At 62.2% G+C, this 17,283-nt stretch carries 19 protein-coding genes; 12 read left to right on the top strand and 7 right to left on the bottom strand.

Translation table 11 applies throughout. The features are described from left to right. The first annotated feature begins 56 nt into the window (after positions 1-56). Positions 57-761, top strand: a complete 705-nt coding sequence (locus L6D74_RS11590) for a YebC/PmpR family DNA-binding transcriptional regulator (protein ID WP_011335021.1) — start codon at positions 57-59, stop codon at positions 759-761. Between the two features lie 127 nt (positions 762-888). On the opposite strand, the gene L6D74_RS11585 is transcribed toward L6D74_RS11590, so the two are convergent. Beyond that, the gene (locus L6D74_RS11585; RefSeq protein WP_236189224.1) at positions 889-2,199 is read right to left on the bottom strand and encodes a leucine-rich repeat-containing protein kinase family protein; all 1,311 of its coding nucleotides are present in this window, start codon (positions 2,197-2,199) and stop codon (positions 889-891) included. 62 nt (positions 2,200-2,261) lie between these two features. Then, positions 2,262-3,395: a cell division protein ZapE gene (zapE, locus tag L6D74_RS11580; RefSeq protein WP_236189223.1), complete on the bottom strand. Its 1,134-nt coding sequence runs from the start codon at positions 3,393-3,395 to the stop codon at positions 2,262-2,264. A gap of 287 nt (positions 3,396-3,682) precedes the next feature. On the opposite strand from zapE, the gene L6D74_RS11575 reads away from it, so the two are divergent. The 7 genes from L6D74_RS11575 to L6D74_RS11545 all read left to right on the top strand — a co-directional run bounded on the left by L6D74_RS11575 (position 3,683) and on the right by L6D74_RS11545 (position 10,106). Then, positions 3,683-4,192, top strand: coding sequence for a Csu type fimbrial protein (locus L6D74_RS11575; RefSeq protein ID WP_236189255.1), 510 nt, complete (start codon positions 3,683-3,685; stop codon positions 4,190-4,192). A 101-nt stretch (positions 4,193-4,293) separates the two neighbouring features. Next, entirely contained in the window at positions 4,294-4,827 is a 534-nt protein-coding gene (locus L6D74_RS11570) for a Csu type fimbrial protein (RefSeq protein ID WP_236189222.1), read from the top strand. A gap of 20 nt (positions 4,828-4,847) precedes the next feature. Then, on the top strand, positions 4,848-5,384 hold the full coding sequence (locus L6D74_RS11565; protein WP_064597818.1) for a Csu type fimbrial protein: 537 nt from the start codon (positions 4,848-4,850) through the stop codon (positions 5,382-5,384). A gap of 4 nt (positions 5,385-5,388) precedes the next feature. Continuing rightward, the gene (locus L6D74_RS11560) at positions 5,389-5,889 is read left to right on the top strand and encodes a Csu type fimbrial protein (RefSeq protein WP_064597816.1); all 501 of its coding nucleotides are present in this window, start codon (positions 5,389-5,391) and stop codon (positions 5,887-5,889) included. 24 nt (positions 5,890-5,913) lie between these two features. Further along, positions 5,914-6,696 carry a fimbrial biogenesis chaperone gene (locus L6D74_RS11555; protein ID WP_064597814.1) on the top strand — a complete coding sequence of 261 codons (783 nt, stop codon included), beginning with the start codon at positions 5,914-5,916 and terminating at the stop codon, positions 6,694-6,696. Between the two features lie 84 nt (positions 6,697-6,780). Beyond that, a complete protein-coding gene (locus L6D74_RS11550) occupies positions 6,781-9,138 on the top strand; it encodes a fimbria/pilus outer membrane usher protein (RefSeq protein WP_236189220.1) in 2,358 nt (785 codons plus the stop codon). After that, positions 9,135-10,106 (top strand): Csu type fimbrial protein, encoded by a 972-nt coding sequence (locus L6D74_RS11545; protein ID WP_236189219.1) that lies wholly within the window; start codon positions 9,135-9,137, stop codon positions 10,104-10,106. The genes L6D74_RS11550 and L6D74_RS11545 overlap by 4 nt, the downstream gene beginning before the upstream one ends. Positions 10,107-10,111: 5 nt before the next feature. On the opposite strand, the gene L6D74_RS11540 is transcribed toward L6D74_RS11545, so the two are convergent. Both L6D74_RS11540 and L6D74_RS11535 read right to left on the bottom strand, forming a co-directional pair. Further along, positions 10,112-10,864 (bottom strand): anti-sigma factor family protein, encoded by a 753-nt coding sequence (locus L6D74_RS11540; protein WP_236189218.1) that lies wholly within the window; start codon positions 10,862-10,864, stop codon positions 10,112-10,114. Beyond that, positions 10,861-11,367: an RNA polymerase sigma factor gene (locus tag L6D74_RS11535; RefSeq protein WP_236189217.1), complete on the bottom strand. Its 507-nt coding sequence runs from the start codon at positions 11,365-11,367 to the stop codon at positions 10,861-10,863. Before L6D74_RS11535 ends, L6D74_RS11540 begins: the two co-directional genes overlap by 4 nt. A gap of 157 nt (positions 11,368-11,524) precedes the next feature. On the opposite strand from L6D74_RS11535, the gene L6D74_RS11530 reads away from it, so the two are divergent. Together L6D74_RS11530 and L6D74_RS11525 are read left to right on the top strand one after the other, a co-directional pair. Beyond that, the gene (locus L6D74_RS11530; protein ID WP_039767523.1) at positions 11,525-12,619 is read left to right on the top strand and encodes a catalase family peroxidase; all 1,095 of its coding nucleotides are present in this window, start codon (positions 11,525-11,527) and stop codon (positions 12,617-12,619) included. Further along, positions 12,616-13,161 carry a cytochrome b gene (locus L6D74_RS11525; RefSeq protein ID WP_011335009.1) on the top strand — a complete coding sequence of 182 codons (546 nt, stop codon included), beginning with the start codon at positions 12,616-12,618 and terminating at the stop codon, positions 13,159-13,161. Before L6D74_RS11530 ends, L6D74_RS11525 begins: the two co-directional genes overlap by 4 nt. A 7-nt stretch (positions 13,162-13,168) precedes the next feature. On the opposite strand, the gene L6D74_RS11520 is transcribed toward L6D74_RS11525, so the two are convergent. Both L6D74_RS11520 and L6D74_RS11515 read right to left on the bottom strand, forming a co-directional pair. Beyond that, the gene (locus L6D74_RS11520) at positions 13,169-14,377 is read right to left on the bottom strand and encodes an MFS transporter (protein ID WP_236189216.1); all 1,209 of its coding nucleotides are present in this window, start codon (positions 14,375-14,377) and stop codon (positions 13,169-13,171) included. Positions 14,378-14,523: 146 nt separating this feature from the next. Further along, positions 14,524-15,675 carry a M14 family metallopeptidase gene (locus tag L6D74_RS11515; protein WP_064597797.1) on the bottom strand — a complete coding sequence of 384 codons (1,152 nt, stop codon included), beginning with the start codon at positions 15,673-15,675 and terminating at the stop codon, positions 14,524-14,526. A 97-nt stretch (positions 15,676-15,772) separates the two neighbouring features. Here L6D74_RS11515 and L6D74_RS11510 point away from each other — a divergent pair, with 97 nt between their 5' ends. Beyond that, the gene (locus tag L6D74_RS11510) at positions 15,773-15,991 is read left to right on the top strand and encodes a hypothetical protein (protein ID WP_156669347.1); all 219 of its coding nucleotides are present in this window, start codon (positions 15,773-15,775) and stop codon (positions 15,989-15,991) included. A 163-nt stretch (positions 15,992-16,154) separates the two neighbouring features. Here the strand turns inward: L6D74_RS11510 and L6D74_RS11505 are convergent, their stop codons facing one another. Next, a complete protein-coding gene (locus tag L6D74_RS11505; protein WP_085648257.1) occupies positions 16,155-16,493 on the bottom strand; it encodes a DUF6124 family protein in 339 nt (112 codons plus the stop codon). Positions 16,494-16,622: 129 nt separating this feature from the next. On the opposite strand from L6D74_RS11505, the gene L6D74_RS11500 reads away from it, so the two are divergent. Beyond that, positions 16,623-17,279 (top strand): LexA family protein, encoded by a 657-nt coding sequence (locus tag L6D74_RS11500; RefSeq protein ID WP_039767691.1) that lies wholly within the window; start codon positions 16,623-16,625, stop codon positions 17,277-17,279. Positions 17,280-17,283: the final 4 nt, after the last annotated feature.

The following is a 17,283-nucleotide window of genomic DNA, read 5'->3' as shown; positions in this document are numbered from 1 at the left end:
TGCCGCCATGCGTCGGCCAATAGATGTCTCGGCGCCACAGATCAAGAGAGTGAGTAATGGGCGCACAGTGGAAGGTTAAACACAAAGAAGCGGCAGCCAACGCCAAGGGCAAGATCTTCGGCAAACTGGTGAAGGAAATCACCATTGCTGCGCGTAACGGTGCCGATACCGCCACCAACGCACACCTGCGTCTGGTGGTCGAACAGGCCAAGAAAGCCTCGATGCCCAAGGAAACCCTGGACCGTGCCATCAAGAAGGGTGCTGGGCTGCTGGGCGAAACCGTGCAATACCATCGCGTCACCTACGAAGGCTTCGCACCGCATCAGGTGCCGCTGATCGTCGAGTGCGTGACCGACAATATCAACCGCACCGTGGCGGAAATCCGCGTGGCGTTCCGCAAGGGTCAACTGGGTGCTTCCGGTTCCGTTGCCTGGGACTTCAACCATGTCGGCATGATCGAAGCGTCGCCGGACACCCCGGACGCCGATCCGGAAATGGCCGCGATCGAAGCCGGAGCGCAGGATTTCGAAGCGGGCGAAGAGGGTGCGACCCTGTTCCTGACCGATCCGACCGACCTCGATGCCGTGCAGAAAGCCCTGCCGGAACAAGGCTTCACCGTGCTGTCGGCCAAACTCGGCTACCAGCCGAAGAACCCGGTCAGCGGTCTGAGCGACGAGCAGATGGCTGAAGTCGAGGCGTTCCTCGAAGGCCTGGACAACCATGACGATGTGCAGGACATGTTCGTCGGTCTGGCCGGCTGATTTTTCGAGTCAGTAACGCTGCAATCGCGAGCAGGCTCGCTCCCACATTTGATCAGTGACCCTTTACAGGGGTGATACAAGTCTATTGTGGCAGCGAGCCTGCTCGCGATTGATCGCGCAGCGGTCATTACTGTTGCAGCACCTCAACGATCTCGCCGAACCCCGGCCGTGCCAGCACGTCCGGCTGACAGCACTGCTGTTCCAGGGCCTCCAGCGCCTGACGTTGTTCATCGCTCAATCCCGAGTCGATGCGCGCCAGCAGTTCCCCCAGCAAAATCCCGAATGCCCGCACTTCGAGGCGTTGCAGCGCACGGGTTTCAGGCGTGTCCGCCGTGGCATGGAATGACGCCGCGCCAAAATCCCCCAGCAGACAGTCGCCCTGATCGTTCAACAGAATGTTGTGTCCGTAGAGATCGCCATGGGTGATGCCGTGACGGTGCAGATGCCCGGCGACCGAGGCAATGCCCCGGGCAATACGCAGGGCGACGTCGGCACTGAAACGGCAATCATCGGCATACACATCCCGTGAACAGGACGCCAGGCTCGGCAGTCCGGCCAGGTTGCGGTAACTCGAATCGATCAGTTGCATCACCAGGCCTTGCTGACCATCGGGATGCTGGTCGATGCGGCCTTCGACGCGGATCAGGTTCGGGTGCATCCCGGCGGTGATGCACGCGTTCATTTCATGCAGCGGCGAGCCGTCGCTGGTCATCTCACCCTTGTACAACTTGACCGCCACCGGCGTGGCCGACTGGTCCGCAGACTGCCACTGCGCCCGGTAAATCACCCCGGAAGCGCCTTCGCCCAGCCGTTGCTCCAGCTGCAGCGCCGACCAGTCGATCAGGGGCGCGTTGTTGAGCGCGTCGGCATCGGCTTCGGTTTCCAGCGGATTGCCGGCGTAGGCCAGCCAGGTCAGGCTCGGCAAGGTCAGCAGCCATTGCGGCAGCTCGGTCAACTGGTTGGCGGCAATACGGATCAGTTCCAGCCGATGGCACTGGCTCAGTGACGGCGGCAGCGTGCGCAGGCGATTGCCGGCGAGCATGAGCTTTTGCAACAGCGGACGCTCGCCCAGTTCCGTGGGCAGGGTTTCGATGGCGTTGTCGGTCAGGATCAGCCAGCGCAACTGCGGCGGCAGCGCCGCGCCGGGCACCTGGGTGATCCGGTTGGCCTTGAAACCGATCATCGTCAGCGCCTGACACTGGCCCAGGCACGCCGGCAACCGGGTGAACTGATTGTCCGAGCAGAACAGCACGCGCAGGCGTGTCAGGCGGTGCAAGTCGTCCGGCAAGCTGCTCAGGGCATTGCCGCTGAGGTTGAGCACTTCCAGCGTGTCGGCGAGGTTGAAAATCTCCGGCGGAAATTCAGTCAGGCCTTCAGCCAGGTCGAGCCGGGTGATGCCCGACAGTTCGCCGGCGCGCAGTTGTGCAAGGGTGTGCATGAAAAGGATCGCTATCTGGAAGGCGCCCGAGCGCCGGAAATGGGCGGCATGATAACGGCAAATCAGCCCGGTTCGTGCACTTCGCGCAATTGCCCGAGCCTGCTGCGGGTGCGGGCCAGATCGATCGCCTGGCCGCCGAGGCTTTCACGCAACGGGAGCTGGCCGAGCAGGGTCAGGTGTTTGTCCTGGTCGTAGAGCACGTCGATCAGATTGATGAAGCGTTGCTGGGCGGCGATCGAACACTCGCCCAACTCCGGCAGCTCATCGATGATCCAGTGGTCGAAGCGCCGGCACAGTTCCAGATAGTCCATCACGGCGGTGGGCTGTTCGCAGAGGTCGTTGAAGGTAAACCCGACACGCCGGTCTTCGCACAGCCGCGCCGGCAAATGGCGGCTGCCGACTGCCAATGGCAACGGCGTGGTGCCGAGTGGCGGCAGCTTCAAAGCCTGGCGCTGCGCCGGGGTGGCCGGCCAGACGTAATAGCCTTGGGTGAACACCTGATGCGCATGCCGACGCGCCTGGCTGCGGTAATCGTGCGGGCCGCCGACTTCCATGACCTGCATGCGCGCATTGATCAGGTCGATCACCGGTTTGAACCGCGCGTGGTACAGCGGGTTGGGCAGCAAGCCTTCGGGCGGGTAGTTGGAAGTCACCAACAGCAGGATCCCGCGCTTGAACAGCGCCTTGAACAAGCGGGTGATGAGCATTGCATCGCCGATGTCATGCACATGAAATTCATCGAAACACAGCACCCGACAGTCCAGCAGCAGCGCATCGAGGGTAACGGCCAAGGCATCGTCGCAGTCACGATGCTCGAACATGCCTTGGTGCAACTGGGCGAAGAACCCATGGAAGTGCAGACGGCGCTTTTGCGCAATCGGCAACGCCTCGAAGAATCCGTCCAGCAGCCAGCTTTTGCCGCGCCCGACCGCCCCGTGCAGATACAGGCTGGGCGGGGTTTGCGCAGGGGTGCCGAACAACAGGCCGGCCTGCTGCGCCATGCAGTCGATGACCCGCTGCTGGCTGTGGCTGAGGGTGTAGCCCTGGCCGTGGGCCTTTTGCCGGAAGTAGTCGCGGACCGATTGCGCGCTGGCAGCGCACTGGCCCGCAGCGGTACTGGAGCGTTTGCCGAGGAGGCGGCGCAAGGCTGACCAGCGATGGGTCAGACGCGAACGTTCGGGCGGTCGGGCGGGCACTGCAATCACTCCGTCATCATCGGGCCGGCTCCCCGCGAGCGCGGCGGCGTAGTGTAACCAGACGGGTAGTTTTGCTTCCACTGCGCTTTATCGTTTTCCCGGACATTAATCTGCGGCATGTACAGGTTTTTTCAACATGATGAATCGACCTGTTGCCAACCTTTCGAAACAAATCCCGGCGGTTGCCTGGATCCAATCGACTGGCGCAATCGGCGTCCGTTGCTAACCTGAAACACTGTAACGGCAGATACGCCGTCGCGATCAAGGAGCGGGCGGTGAAAGCAGGGATGGTCTGGGCATTGCTGGGCGGGCTCGCGGCACCGGCCCACGCCGCCGATCTTCAGGTCGAGGTGCGGGTCGATGTGCAGCGCGGTTGCCAGTTGATTGGCCAGCAACGCGAGGCCGGTATCGAACAACTGGGCGTACTCGACTTCGGCACCACGGCGCGGCTCGGCGACCGGGACGGGCTACTCGGTGCGGCGCTGACGAATTCGCGCCTGCCGCGTCTGGAATGCAACCCGGACACCCCGTACCAGTTGCGTGTCGATGGCGGCCTGCACGGTGGCGTCGGCGAGGTGCGTTATATGGCGGGAGAGGCCGGCAGCAAGCCGATTCCCTATCGCCTGTATCAGGACCCTGCGCGGCGGGTGCCGCTGGTGGTGGATGTGCCGGTCAGTGGCCGGGTGCCGGACAGCGGCACGGTGGACTTGCCGCTATACGGGCGGATCGAACGGATGGCAGAAGTGCCTTGGGTCAGCCGGTATTCGGATCTGGTGAAGGTGACGGTCACCTGGTGATCGCGGCGTTTTTTCAGCCATCCGCTGGATCCGGGTGGCGCAGGGAAGGGCGTTCAGTGATGAGCGCAATGTTCGAGTGATCCTGAAGGAGTAGGCGCTCAATGATGGACAGACACGGGCGGGTAATCGCCATAGCCACGCTGCTGATGTTCGCCGAGGTCGCGCCAGCGGCAGTCAGTGGGCAGATCGTCGCGCGGCTGACGTTGATCGCCGGCTGCGAAGTGACCAACGCCTCCAGCCCCGCCAGCCCGGTGGATGGGCTGGGCTCTCTCGATTTCGGCCAACAGGGCCCGACCTGGAATGCACCGATCAAGGCCAGCCTCAGCGAAGCGGGCAGCGGCCAGCTCAATGTCGCCTGTAACCCTTCGGTCACCGGGTTCACCGTGACCATCGACGGCGGCACCCATGGCGACGGCACCACACGCCGCCTGAGCAACGGGCGCCAGACACTTCCCTATCAGCTGTTTCTCGATGCCTCCGGCAGCCAGAGCTACAGCATTGGTCAACAACACAATTTCGCTGTCACCAGCGGCGCACAGATACCCATTCCGGTATTTGGCTCGGTGGTGGCGAACACCCGTGCGGTACCGGCCGGTGTCTATACCGACACCCTGACGGTGACGCTCGACTGGTAACCCCGTAGAGGACGGACACCATGCGTACGATTGCATCAAGGATAGCTTTGTCGTTGCTCGGCCTGACGCTCGCTTCCAGCGTCAATGCCGCCACCACGGTCACCGGCCAGATCACTTCCAGCCTGACCCTGATCAGCAGTTGCCAGGTCAACGGTTCCGGCGGTTCTACCGGGCTGAACTTCGGTGCGTTGAACTTCGGCACCGCCAACAGCCTGTTCACCACGGCGACCGGACAGGTGCTGGGCGGCGGGGGCGGGGCGCTGTCGATCCTGTGCTCGGCTGGCACCACGCCGACGGTCAAGGTCCGGGCGGGCGCCCATGACGGGCTCTCGCCGGGCGGCACTCGCGCGTTGTATGACGGAGTGGCCAATTACGTGCCGTATGACCTGTACACCGACGCCGGGCACTCGCAATTGCTGGCCATCGACGGGGTGATCAACCTCGCGGCCAGCACCGGTGTGGCGCAGACCGTGAACATCTACGGTCAGGCGGTCGGCAAGGCCGGGCTGCCGGCGGGTACTTACACCGACACGATTTCCGTTGAACTGACGTTTTAGCGCCATGGGCCGGCATGGCTGTGCGGGGCTGTTGCTGCTGTGTGCGGGCAGCTTGCCGCTGCCGTTGGCGGCGGTCACCAGTCAGAGTTTTCAGGTCAGTGCCACGGTGACACCGGGCTGTCTGGTGGTGGGGGGCGTATCGAACTATGGCGGCTTGAATTTCGGTTCGCGGTCGGCGCTGGCTACCGGCACGGTGCAGGTAGCGTTGACCGGCGGTGTCACGCTGCAATGCACGCCGGGGGTGGCGCTGAACATGACGGTCGATGGCGGCCAGTACAACAGCGGCGGGCGACGCATGCAGATCAGCGGAGGCAGCGCGAAGGTGGCCTATGCGCTGTTTCGCGATGCGGCGTACAGCCAGAGCCTGGGCATCGGCCAGAGCGTGGCGGTGGCCTACAGCGATGCGAACAACATCAGTCTGCCGATCTACGGGCAGGTGCAATTGCCGGGCAATCAACCCGGGGGGACATACAGCGATGTGTTGCAGGTGCAGCTGTCGTGGTGATGTGAAATGACAAGGAGCAGGTTTATGGGGTTTTTCACGTCACGCTATTCGTTCGCGTGTTGCGCCGTGCTGGCGCTGGCCATGTTCGGGACGCTCAAGGCCCAGGCTGCCAGTTCGGTGCTGATCTGGCCGATCGACCCGGTATTGGAGGCCGATCAGCAGGCCAGTGCGCTGTGGCTGGAAAATCGCGGCACGGAAACCGCCAACCTGCAGATCCGCGTGTTCGGCTGGAGCCAGAGCGGTTTCGAAGAGCAGTACCGCAATCAGCGGGAGGTGATCGGCAGCCCGCCGGTGGCGAAGATCGAGCCGGGACAGAAGCAACTGGTGCGCCTGACCCGTACCAAGGACGTGCCGCCAGGCCAGGAGCTGGCGTATCGGATCATCATCGATGAAATCCCCTCGGCTCAGCCGCCCGTCGCCGAAGACGGCAAGACCGCTGCGGCGATCCGCTTCCAGATGCGCTACTCGGTACCGCTGTTCGCCTATGGCGCGGGTTTGTGGAGCAAGGAGGACAGCGCCCGCCAGCGTGACCCCAAGGGTATCGGCCTGCCGCAATTGAGCTGGCGCACGGTGGCGGTGGAGGGCCGTCCTTATGTGGAAGTGCGCAATCAGGGCGCAGTTCATGCGCGGCTGACTGATGTCGCCATCAAGCAGGGTGGTCAAAGCAAACCGTTGGCCGAGGGCCTGCTCGGTTACGTGTTGCCCGGCGCGGTGATGCGCTGGCCGGCACCGGGGCCGGTGGCGGGAGAGCTGGCGGGACGGATCAATGGCGCGGCCAAGGTGCAGAGCATTCCGCCGGCGCGATAGCCATAGCGAGTCATGTCGAAGTGATCAGGCTTCGGCGCCAGCGGTTTCAGGAGGAATCAGTCCATTGACGGACGTAACACGCTAATGAGTCCAGGATGGGCTCGCCGTATTCAGCGTCCGTTGTGGCTCATGACCGGCGCGTGGTGCCTGATGTTCATTCATCCATCCGGGGCCGGTGAACTGCCGCCGCCTCCCAGCGGCATGGAGGCCGTGAGTGATGCACAGTTGTTTCTGGAACTGGTGGTTAACCAGATGAATACCGGTCGGGTGGTGGCGGTGGAGCAGCGCGGCGGGCGCCTGTTCCTGCCGGCCAGCGTATTGCGCGACACCGGCATGAAGCTGCCGGCAGAGGCCGGTGCCGAAGTCGATCTCGACGGCCTGCCGGGCCTGCACAGCGATTACGACAGCGTCAGCCAGCGCTTGCTGCTCGACGTGCCACCGGACTGGCTGCCGGAGCAGTTCATCGGCAACCGCGAGGTTTATCCGCGCACCCCGGCGCTGAGCAGTTTCGGCGCTTTGTTCAACTATGACCTCTACCTCAATGACACCGACGACGCCGGCACTTACCTGGCGGCGTGGAACGAGGTGCGGCTGTTCGACAGTTGGGGCACGTTGTCGAACACCGGACAATATCGCCGTACGTTGTCGGGGGATGCGGTCAGCACGCTGGACAACGGCTATCTGCGTTACGACACCACCTGGCGCTACTCCGATGACGAGCGGATGCTGACCTACGAGGCCGGGGACGTGGTCAGCGGCGCCTTGCCCTGGAGCAGTTCGGTACGGCTGGGCGGTGTGCAGTTCTCAAGGGATTTTGCGGTGCGTCCGGATCTGGTGACCTATCCGCTGCCGCAGTTCGCCGGGGAAGCGGCGGTGCCGTCCTCGGTGGATCTGTTCATCAACGGCTACAAATCCAGCAGCACCGACCTGCAACCGGGGCCGTACACCCTGACCAACATTCCGTTCATCAACGGCGCGGGCGAGGCGGTGGTGGTGACCACTGATGCGCTGGGCCGTCAGGTGTCGACCACGGTGCCGTTCTACGTCACCAGCAGCCTGTTGCAAAAGGGTCTGAGCGATTTTTCGGTGGCTGCCGGTACGTTGCGCCGGGATTATGGCCTGAAGGACTTCAGCTACGGACCGGGCGTGACCTCGGGCAGTCTGCGCTACGGCGTCAGCGACACCTTTACCCTGGAGAGTCACGCCGAGGCGGCGGATTCCCTGACCCTTGGGGGACTGGGCAGTAACTTGCGGCTGGGCAATTTCGGAGTGCTCAACGGTGCGATCAGTCAGAGCCGTTTCGACGGCGACGGCGGTCAGCAACTCAGCCTCGGCTATCAATACAGCGGGCAGCGCTACAGTTTTTCCTATCAGCGCCTGCAACGCCGCGACCGTTACGCCGACCTGACCGTGGTTGACAGTCCTTACACCACACTCAGCAAGCGTAGCGAGCAGGCGACCCTGAGCCTCAACCTTGAACGCTGGGGCAGTCTCGGCGTCGGTTATTTCGATATTCGCGCGGCAGACGAAACCCGCACGCGGTTGCTCAATCTGAGCTGGAGCAAACCGCTGTGGCGCAACAGCAGTTTCTACCTGTCGGCCAACCGCGAAATCGGCGACAGCAACTGGGCGGTGCAGGCGCAACTGGTGATTCCGTTCGACCTGCGCGGCAGCCTGGCCATCAGCAGCGAACGCAGCAAGACCGGGCAGACGCAGCAACGAGTCAACTACAGCCGCGCCGTGCCGTCCGAGGGCGGGGTGGGCTTCAATCTCGGCTACGCCAAGGGCGACGGCGCCGATTACCGTCAGGCTGACGTGACCTGGCGTCTGCAATCGGTGCAATTGCAGGCGGGCGTCTACGGCACGTCCGACGCCGAAACCCGTTGGGCCGATGCCAGCGGCTCGCTGGTGTGGATGGATGATCAAGTGTTCGCCGCCAACCGCATCGACGATGCGTTCGTGGTGGTCAGCACCGACGGTTACGCGGACATTCCGGTGCGTTACGAGAACCAGCAGGTCGGCCAGACCGACCGCAACGGCCATTTGCTGGTGCCGTGGAGCAGTGCCTATTACCGCGGCAAGTACGAAATCGATCCGTTGAACCTGCCGGCCAACGTGCGCAGCCCGAATGTCGAACAGCGCGTTGCCGTGCGCCGGGGCAGCGGCTATCTGCTGGAGTTTCCGCTGAGCCGGGTGATTGCCGCGAGCATCGTGCTGGTGGATGCGCAGCAAAAGGAGTTGCCGCTGGGCAGTGGCGTGCTGCACGAACAGAGCGGCACGCGGACGGTGGTCGGCTGGGACGGACTGGTCTACCTGGAAAACCTCCAGGCGCAGAATTCGCTGCGGGTGACTCTCGCGGACGGCAAGACCTGCCAGGCGCAATTCAGCGTCGATCTGCAGCAGGATGAAGTGCCGCTGATCGGCCCGTTGGTGTGCCAATGATCCGGGCGCGGCTTGCTCTGTGGCTGTTGTTGCTGCTGCCGGGGCTGGCGCAGGCGCTGTGTTCGGTGGTGACCACCACGCCGGCCGGGTTCGGCAACATCAGTTCGATCGCCGTGCGCACCGCCTCGCAACCCAGTTCCACCTTGAACGGGGGCTTGAGTTGCACCGGCTCGTTGCTGTCGCTGTTGACCAACAATGACCATTTCTGGGCCACCGTCACCTCGACCCAGAGCGGTTTGCTCGGGCCCTCCGGCGACGTGATCGGTTACACGATCTACGCCAACAACAGCACCAGTTACCCGCTGACGCGGGGCACCGCCTATGACTTCGCCCGTAACGGCATCATCGACGCCCTCGGTTTGCTCGGCGGTACTGTGCCGAAAACCGTTCCGCTCTATTTCGGTACCACCATCGGCAGCAACGTGGCAGCCGGGGTGTATACCGAGACACTGAGCATTTTCTGGAACTGGAATTATTGTTCAGGCATAGGTGTCGGCGGGCTTTGCCTGGGCCGCGACATCAACAGCGGTACCACGACACTGACGGTCAACCTGACGGTGTCCAACGATTGCACCATCACCGCGCCGAACATCGCATTCGGCAGCGCGCCGGTGGTCAGTGCGTTCACCCCGGTGACCGGGCAGACCATCAACCTCGCCTGCACCAAGGGCAGTGCCTACACCGTGGGGCTGAACGACGGGCAGAATGCGCTGAGTGTCGGCGGACGGCGGCGGATGATTTCCGGCAGCAACTATCTGGCCTACGACATCTTCAAGAGTGCCGGCACCACCCGTTGGGGCAGTGTCGGCGCGGCTCGTCGGGCCAGCAGCGATGCCGAGGTCAATCCCGGCAACGGGCTGGGTACCGGCAGCCAGATCTTCAACTACAACGCGAAAATCTACACCGACCAGACCACACCGCCCGCCGGAACCTACCTGGACAATGTGGTGCTGGATGTGGGGTTCTGAACCGGCTAGAAGCTCAGGGATTGCTTGAGCATTTTCGCCGCCGGGGTGTCGGTCGGACTGACCATCGCGTAGTTGTAGCCTTTGCCGGACCAGTACTCGGCCTGCAGATCCCCGTCCTGGCGGCTACCCCGGGGCAGGAAGGTATTTTTCGGTCCCGGTGGACGCACGTAGAAACTGACCTTGTGCCCGCTCTGGTCTTCATACATCACCATCGCCGCCGGGCCTTCGTCAGTGCTCAGCAGGCGGCCGCTGACCGGTGTAAACCCGGCCGACGTCAGGTCCGGCAGGCGATTGGCCTGAGTGAAATAACGGTCGAGCCAGCGCTGGATGTCGCCGTCGCCATCGACTTTGTAGTCCGCCGGCAGAAGCCCTTGCTGGGCGATCAAACGGTACGCCTGCAAGGCGTCCGTCATCGGTGCCGGGGCATGAAACACGGTCATGTCCCGGGCCTTCCAGCCACCGACACCGCCGAGGCTGACGGCAATCAGCAGCACCGCCGCGCTGGCCCACTGGCGGCGCGATTGGCGTTTGAGGCGCTGACGGATCAGCGCCGGATCGAGGTCCGGATTGGCCGGCTGTTGCAAGGCGCCGCCGAGGGCGGCGCGCAGGTGCTGGGCGTCCTGTTGCCAGGCGCGAACCTGCGCCGCTTCGTCCGGGTGACTGGCGAGCCAGGTTTCCAGCACATGACGGTCGGATTCGCTGAGCTGATGGTCGACGTAGGCGTGCAGGTCACGTTCGTTGGGGGGCAGACTGATCATTTGAGTATCCGCAAGGAAGGGCTGCTGATTTCCCCGTCGCTGAGCTGGCGCAGGGCCTGGCGAGCACGGGACAGGCGCGACATCACGGTGCCGGTGGGGACGCCGAGAATCTCGGCGACCTCCTTATAGGTCAGGCCTTCGACCGACACCATCAGCAGCAGCGCGCGCTGTTCGGTGGGCAGTCGGTCGAAGGCCTTCAAGGTCGATTGGGCAATGACGGTGCGTTCCACCGAGGGCTCGGCGTCATCGCGGCCGGTGAAGAATTCGAGCATCCGCGCATAACGCCGCGAACGCCGATGCGCGTCGAGGAATTGCCGGTACAGGATCGAAAACAGCCAGGCGCGCAGATCACCGTCGGCGCGTTTGTCACCCCAACCCGACAGCGCCCGCTCCAGACTGGCCTGTACCAGGTCGTCGGCGCTGCTGCTGTTGCGAGTCAACGACACGGCAAAACGCCGCAATCTGGGGATTATTTCTCGCAGTTGTTCGTCGAATTCGCTCATGAAGTTCTGCTAGTCGCTACGCTGTGGACTAGGAAGACGCCCGGCATTGGAGGTTATTCCACGTTCTGAAAAATAAATACCGGGCCGTGGAATAAATCCCGATGGCGTGCGTCTTGCTGATTCTTCCTACTTGTGGCCGATGGCCCTGGAGTGCTTCATGGTTGATCGCAGTTCGTCGCCCGGCGGGCCACAACGCCCGCCACTGAGTGCCGCGAGCCTGGTGTTGCGTCTTGGCGGAATCGCCGTGGTAGTCGCAGCCCTGGCCGGGGCGTTTGCCTACGTTCATGGTTCATTTGACCCACAACGCCTGACGCCAAAAGCGCTGGTCGATGTGCTGGAAAAGAACAACGGCGTGCATCCGGGCTTTCGCCGCAATCACGCCAAAGGTGTGTGCGTGATCGGACATTTCGAGAGCAGCGGCGAGGCTCGCTCGTATTCTGTCGCGCAAGTGTTCAACGAGCCGCGTACTCCGGTGGTCGGGCGCTTTGCGTTGCCAGCTGGCAGTCCGTATGCGCCGGACAGCGCCGTACCGATCCGCAGCCTGGCACTGCGTTTCACTCAGGCCAACGGCCAGCAGTGGCGCACCGGGATGAACAGCATGCCGGTGTTCCCGGTTGGCACGCCCGAGGCGTTCTATCAGTTGCAGCAGGCGCAATCGCCGGATCCTGCCACCGGTAAACCGGATCCGACCAAGGTGCCGGCATTTTTTGCCGCACACCCGGAAGCCGTACCGTTTCTGACCTGGATAAAAACCGCCAAACCCTCGGCCAGTTACGCGACGGAAACCTACAACAGCGTCAACGCGTTCTATCTGGTGGATGCCAGCGGCAAGAAGCAAGCGGTGCGCTGGAGCATGACGCCTCTGGCGCAGGACGCTGCCGGTGCGACTGCGCCTGAAGGTAGCGATTTTCTTGAAAAAGACCTAGTACAACGCCTGGCCGAAGGGCCGCTGCGCTTTCAATTGAACATCACGTTGGCCAATGCCGACGATCCGGTGAACGATGCGAGCAAGACCTGGCCTGCCGGTCGCAAGGTGTTGAACGCCGGTACCCTGGTGCTGGAAAAGACCCAGCCGCAGCTCAGCGGCGAATGCCGTGACATCAACTACGATCCGCTGGTGCTGCCGGCCGGCATTCAGGGTTCCGACGACCCATTGCTGGCCGCGCGCTCGGCCGGTTATGCCGATTCCTACCTGCGTCGCACCAGCGAAGTCAGCCAACTGCCCACCGGCAAAAAGGAGGCTCGCCCATGAGCACGCAACCAACTCATTTCAATCCGCTGGCGCGGTTGCTGCACTGGTTGATGGCGTTGATGATCATCGCCATGTTGTTCATCGGCGCCGGTATGGTGACCTCGGTGTCGGCGCGGCATGAATGGTTGATCAACCTGCATAAACCGTTGGGCATCGCGATACTCGCTTTGGTGATCGTGCGCATTCTGGTGCGACTGGGCACCCGTCAGCCGCCGCTGCCGGCGGATCTGCCGGGCTGGCAAGTGATGGCGGCCAAGGCCTCTCATCTGTTGCTGTACGCGCTGATGCTGGTATTGCCGCTGCTGGGCTGGGCGATGATCAGCGCGGCGGGGGATCCGGTGATGCTCGGCACGTCCCTGCAATTGCCGTCGATCGTGCCGGCGGATGCGCAGGTGTTCGCGTTGCTGCGCAAGGCTCATGGGTATCTGGCGTATCTGTTGTTCCTGACCGTGCTGCTGCACTTGGCGGCCGCGCTGTTCCATGGCTGGGTGCGCCGCGACGAAGTGCTCGACAGCATGCTGCGGGGACGCAATCGCGGTTGATAGTGTGTCAGTCCGACGTGGCGAGGGCGCAAGCCGCCTCGCCACGTTTCCGGGTGGCCAGCGTTCGCCACCAGTACAGCAACGCGACCATGTTGATTGCGGCACCCAGCCAGCAGACGCCCGGCCATCCAGCCCAGGCGTACATGGCCGTCGAGGCGATTGAGCCCAAGGCGCTGCCTATCGAGTAAAACAGCATGTAGCCGGCGGTCAGTCGGCTTTGCGCCTCCGGGCGGACGCTGTAGATCATGCTCTGGCTGGTGACGTGCACGGCCTGCAAGCCCAGATCCAGAGTGATGACGCCAAGCAGTAGCGCCCATAGTGATAAATGGGTGAGCGCGATTGGCAACCACGAGCCCAGCATCAGCAGCAGCGACAGACCGCTGACCCATTGCCCCCATCCTCGATCCGCCAGATGTCCGGCTCTGGCGGCGGCGAGTGCACCCGCCGCGCCGGCGAGTCCGAACAATCCGATCTCACTGTGGGAGAGCGACAGCGGCGGGGCGGCCAGCGGCAACACCATCGGCGTCCACAGCACCATGGCGCTGGCGAAGGTGAGCAGGGCGAGGATTGCTCGTTGGCGCAGCACCGGTTCTTCACGAAACAGGCTGAACACTGAGGCGATCAATGCCACGTAATGCGTGGTCGGTCGTGCTTCTTCATCCTTGGGCAACACCCGAAACAGCAACACAGCCATCACCAGCGTCAATCCCGCTGACAGCAGATAGATCGAGCGCCAGCCGGCCAGATCGGCCATGCCGCCGGCCACCGTGCGCGCCAGCAGAATGCCGACGACGATGCCGCTGGTGATCACGCCGACTACCTTTCCGCGTTGTGCCGGGACCGCGAGAGTTGCGGCGTAGGCGACCAACACCTGGGTGACCACGGCCAGCAGGCCGGTCAGGGTGACGCCAATCAGCAGCCAGGTGCTGTTCGAGGCCAGAGCAATCATCAACAAGGCTGCGGCGGACAACAGTGTTTGCGTGACGATCAGCCGCCGGCGGTTGAGCAGGTCGCCGAGGGGTACGAGCAATAACAGCCCGAAGCCGTAGCCGACCTGAGTCAAGGTTATGACGATGCCGATGCTGCCCGGCGACAGGCCGAAGGCGTCGGCCATCGCATCCAGCAGCGGCTGGGCGTAATACACGTTACCCACCGCGAGGCCGCAAGCGATGGCGAAAAGCAGTACGACACCTTTATCGAGTGTTGCAGTGTTCATGTCCCGGATCCTTTCAGGTTTCAAGTTGAAACTTGAATGACGGTAAGTAATCCGGTTTTGATTTGCAACCTGATTGAGTAAAAGTCGGCGCAAAAAAAAGATCGCAGACAGGCTGCGATCTTTTGTGAAGCGAAACTCAGGGGCGATCAGCGCAGGGTGTCGACCATGTCCGCGATGGTGGTCAGCACGTCCTTGCCCAGTTGCTTCGAGCGCTTGCCCGACCAGCCGGTGAGCGGATTCGGCGCATCATCGTGATCCTTGAACGGCATTTCCAGGGTCAGTGACAGGCAGTCGAACTTCTGGCCGACGCTGTTGCAGGCCAGGGTCATGTTGGCCTGGCCCGGTTCATCGCGGGTGTAGCCATACTTGGTCTGGAAATCTTTGGTGGTGTGTTTGAGGTGGCTGCGGAAGTGTTCTTCGAGTTTCTCGATCCGCGGGGTGTAACCCGGATTGCCTTCGCAGCCGGCGGTGAACACGTGGGGAATTTCTTCGTCGCCGTGTACGTCGAGGAACAGATCGACGCCGTACTTTTCCATTTGCTGTTGTACGAAAAGTACTTCGGGGCTGACTTCCTGACTGGCGTTCTGCCAGGCGCGGTTCAGGTCCTGGCCCATGGCGTTGGTGCGCAGGTGACCGTGGAAGGCACCGTCCGGGTTCATGTTCGGCACCAGGTACAGATCGGCGCTGGCCAGCAGTTTGTTCAGCACTGGATCGTCATGATGTTCCAGGCGTTCGATCACGCCTTCCATGAACCACTCGGCCATGTGCTCGCCGGGATGTTGCTGGGCGATGATCCAGATCTTGCGGCGACCTTCGGCGCCAGTGCCTTTGCGCAGCAGCTGAATGTCGCGGCCTTCGACGCTTTTTCCGGTGGCCAGCAGTTCGGTGCCGGCCTTGGTCAGCGCCTGCTCGATCAGCCAGTCATGACGGCCACGGCTGTAGGGCTCGAAGTAGGCGAACCAGGCGTGGGTCTGCTCGGCTTCGAGGCAGAAGCGCAGGCTGTCGCCTTCGAATTGGGTCGGAATGCGGAACCAGTTGACGTGATCGTAAGAGGCGACCGCCTGATAGCCGGTCCAGGCTTTGTTGTAGGAGGACTGACTGGCGTTGACCAGACGGAACCAGTGTTCCTGATGAACGTGCAGGCCGCTGGCCTTGAAGTGGAACCACTGGAAATGGGCGCTGCGGGTATCTGGCCGAATTGCCAGAACCGGGTTGAGCGGATTGCTGATGTCGATGACTTGGATGTTGCCGCTGTCGAAGTTGGCGCTGATGTCGAACGAAGATTTGGCCACGGTCATAATCGGTTCCTGAATATGATTTTTATGGCGGCTACTTTACACGCAAGACAGGGGTGAAACCGAGGGAAATTGCGGGTTGTGGCGGGGGGCGTCTTCCGTGACGCGGATGCAGCTTAGTGGCTGTGCGATTGATTCTCAAGTGCTAATTGGCATTACTTTGCCCCAATGGGGCCGGGGTCCGCTTGCCAAGCAATATTCTTTTGATATTATCCGCGCCATCGAATTTGCAGCACCCAAAGACTTCATTAGCCTGAAGCCACAAGCCAGAAAACTGGCAAAAAAAAGACCCGGCAAAAAGCCGGGTCAAAAACCGTGATTAGCCTGATGAGGAGATAGTCCAGAAGACCGACCTAAGGTCTCTGGCCCATCGACTGATCTCGCGACCAGCTGCTTGCAATAATAATCATTATCATTTGCAAGTCAAATGTTTTTATCTGCGCGATTGGAAAGTTCTTTCCTGTCCGTCCGAACTCCCCTCTTCAGCGAAGTCCTCCATCGAGCGAGTGATCGACCATCGCTCGTGCCATGTCCACCATGTGCACGACCGAAAACGCCAGATCCCGATTGACGCCCTGTAAGCCATCCGCAGCCTTGAACGCCGTGGCTGCTGCGCATCGCAGCAGGTCGGAGGCGTGGACCAGGGATTCTTCGCCACTCAGGTTGCTGTTCACGCCGAAGAAGCGTTCCTCTGCATCCGGTTCTGACACAGCTGGTTTCAAGTAATAGTCCAACGCCCGTTGCGCAGCGGCACACCCTTGCGGGGAGGTGAAGGTGGTGTCCATTTGCAGGTCGGGCAAGTCTTTGCTGGTGATATTCATGGTGAAAGGTCACTCCTTGGTCGATTCAAATCCGTGACTCAAGAATAGTACTATCAGTATTTGTGACCAGAATTTAAATACTACAATATGTGTTTTGCTGGCCGCAGGCGTCCACGTATGGTGCCGCACATGGATAAATGGATTGAGTTGGTCAAGGCCAAAATGAGTGAACTCAACGTCACTCAAGTCGAGCTCGGCGAGCGCGTCGGCATGTCTCAGGGCGGTATCGGCCATTGGCTGAACAAGCGCCGCGAGCCCGGCATCACGCAGATGAACCGCGTGCTGAAAGCGCTGGGCATGGAGTATCTCGAGGTCGCGGTGGTGATTCGTGAACCGCAGATCGATGCGGACGACGAAATGCCCCTGGCGCAGAAGTACAACCCTTACTTTCGCTATCCGGTCAGCGAGTGGAATGCGCCGGTCGAGGCCCGCGAGAGCCAGCCAGCGTATTCGAGTGCCAAGGACAAGCGACGTTTCGAACTGACGGATTACCACGCCCGTGGCCCGGCGTTCTGGCTGACGGTGACGGGTAACGCGATGACCGCGCCCACCGGGCAGAGCATCGGCGAGGGGATGATGATTCTGGTGGACCCGGCGCTGGAAGCCGAGCCCGGCAAACTGGTTATCGCCCAGTGGCCTGACAGCGACGAGGCGATTTTCCGCAAGCTGATCGAAGAGGGCGGCCAGCGCTACCTGGTGCCGCTCAATCCGACCTGGCCGAAAGCCTTGTTGACCGACGAGTGCCGAATCATCGGCGTCGTGGTTCAGGCAACCGCCAAATACTAGTCAG

Source organism: Pseudomonas pharyngis (genome assembly GCF_021602345.1).
Taxonomy (GTDB): domain Bacteria; phylum Pseudomonadota; class Gammaproteobacteria; order Pseudomonadales; family Pseudomonadaceae; genus Aquipseudomonas; species Aquipseudomonas pharyngis.
This window is presented reverse-complemented; position numbering and strand designations above follow the sequence as displayed.

Bases quoted from the DNA above. Each gene is read 5' to 3' on its own strand.
- L6D74_RS11570 (WP_236189222.1), top strand. From the start codon at position 4,294: ATGATGGACAGACACGGGCGGGTAATCGCCATAGCCACGCTGCTGATG.
- L6D74_RS11590 (WP_011335021.1), top strand. From the start codon at position 57: ATGGGCGCACAGTGGAAGGTTAAACACAAAGAAGCGGCAGCCAACGCC.
- L6D74_RS11525 (WP_011335009.1), top strand. From the start codon at position 12,616: ATGAGCACGCAACCAACTCATTTCAATCCGCTGGCGCGGTTGCTGCAC.
- L6D74_RS11535 (WP_236189217.1), bottom strand. From the start codon at position 11,367: ATGAGCGAATTCGACGAACAACTGCGAGAAATAATCCCCAGATTGCGG.
- L6D74_RS11515 (WP_064597797.1), bottom strand. From the start codon at position 15,675: ATGACCGTGGCCAAATCTTCGTTCGACATCAGCGCCAACTTCGACAGC.
- L6D74_RS11530 (WP_039767523.1), top strand. From the start codon at position 11,525: ATGGTTGATCGCAGTTCGTCGCCCGGCGGGCCACAACGCCCGCCACTG.
- L6D74_RS11555 (WP_064597814.1), top strand. From the start codon at position 5,914: ATGGGGTTTTTCACGTCACGCTATTCGTTCGCGTGTTGCGCCGTGCTG.
- L6D74_RS11575 (WP_236189255.1), top strand. From the start codon at position 3,683: ATGGTCTGGGCATTGCTGGGCGGGCTCGCGGCACCGGCCCACGCCGCC.
- L6D74_RS11585 (WP_236189224.1), bottom strand. From the start codon at position 2,199: ATGCACACCCTTGCACAACTGCGCGCCGGCGAACTGTCGGGCATCACC.
- L6D74_RS11500 (WP_039767691.1), top strand. From the start codon at position 16,623: ATGGATAAATGGATTGAGTTGGTCAAGGCCAAAATGAGTGAACTCAAC.
- L6D74_RS11565 (WP_064597818.1), top strand. From the start codon at position 4,848: ATGCGTACGATTGCATCAAGGATAGCTTTGTCGTTGCTCGGCCTGACG.
- L6D74_RS11505 (WP_085648257.1), bottom strand. From the start codon at position 16,493: ATGAATATCACCAGCAAAGACTTGCCCGACCTGCAAATGGACACCACC.
- L6D74_RS11550 (WP_236189220.1), top strand. From the start codon at position 6,781: ATGAGTCCAGGATGGGCTCGCCGTATTCAGCGTCCGTTGTGGCTCATG.
- L6D74_RS11560 (WP_064597816.1), top strand. From the start codon at position 5,389: ATGGGCCGGCATGGCTGTGCGGGGCTGTTGCTGCTGTGTGCGGGCAGC.
- L6D74_RS11545 (WP_236189219.1), top strand. From the start codon at position 9,135: ATGATCCGGGCGCGGCTTGCTCTGTGGCTGTTGTTGCTGCTGCCGGGG.
- L6D74_RS11540 (WP_236189218.1), bottom strand. From the start codon at position 10,864: ATGATCAGTCTGCCCCCCAACGAACGTGACCTGCACGCCTACGTCGAC.
- L6D74_RS11520 (WP_236189216.1), bottom strand. From the start codon at position 14,377: ATGAACACTGCAACACTCGATAAAGGTGTCGTACTGCTTTTCGCCATC.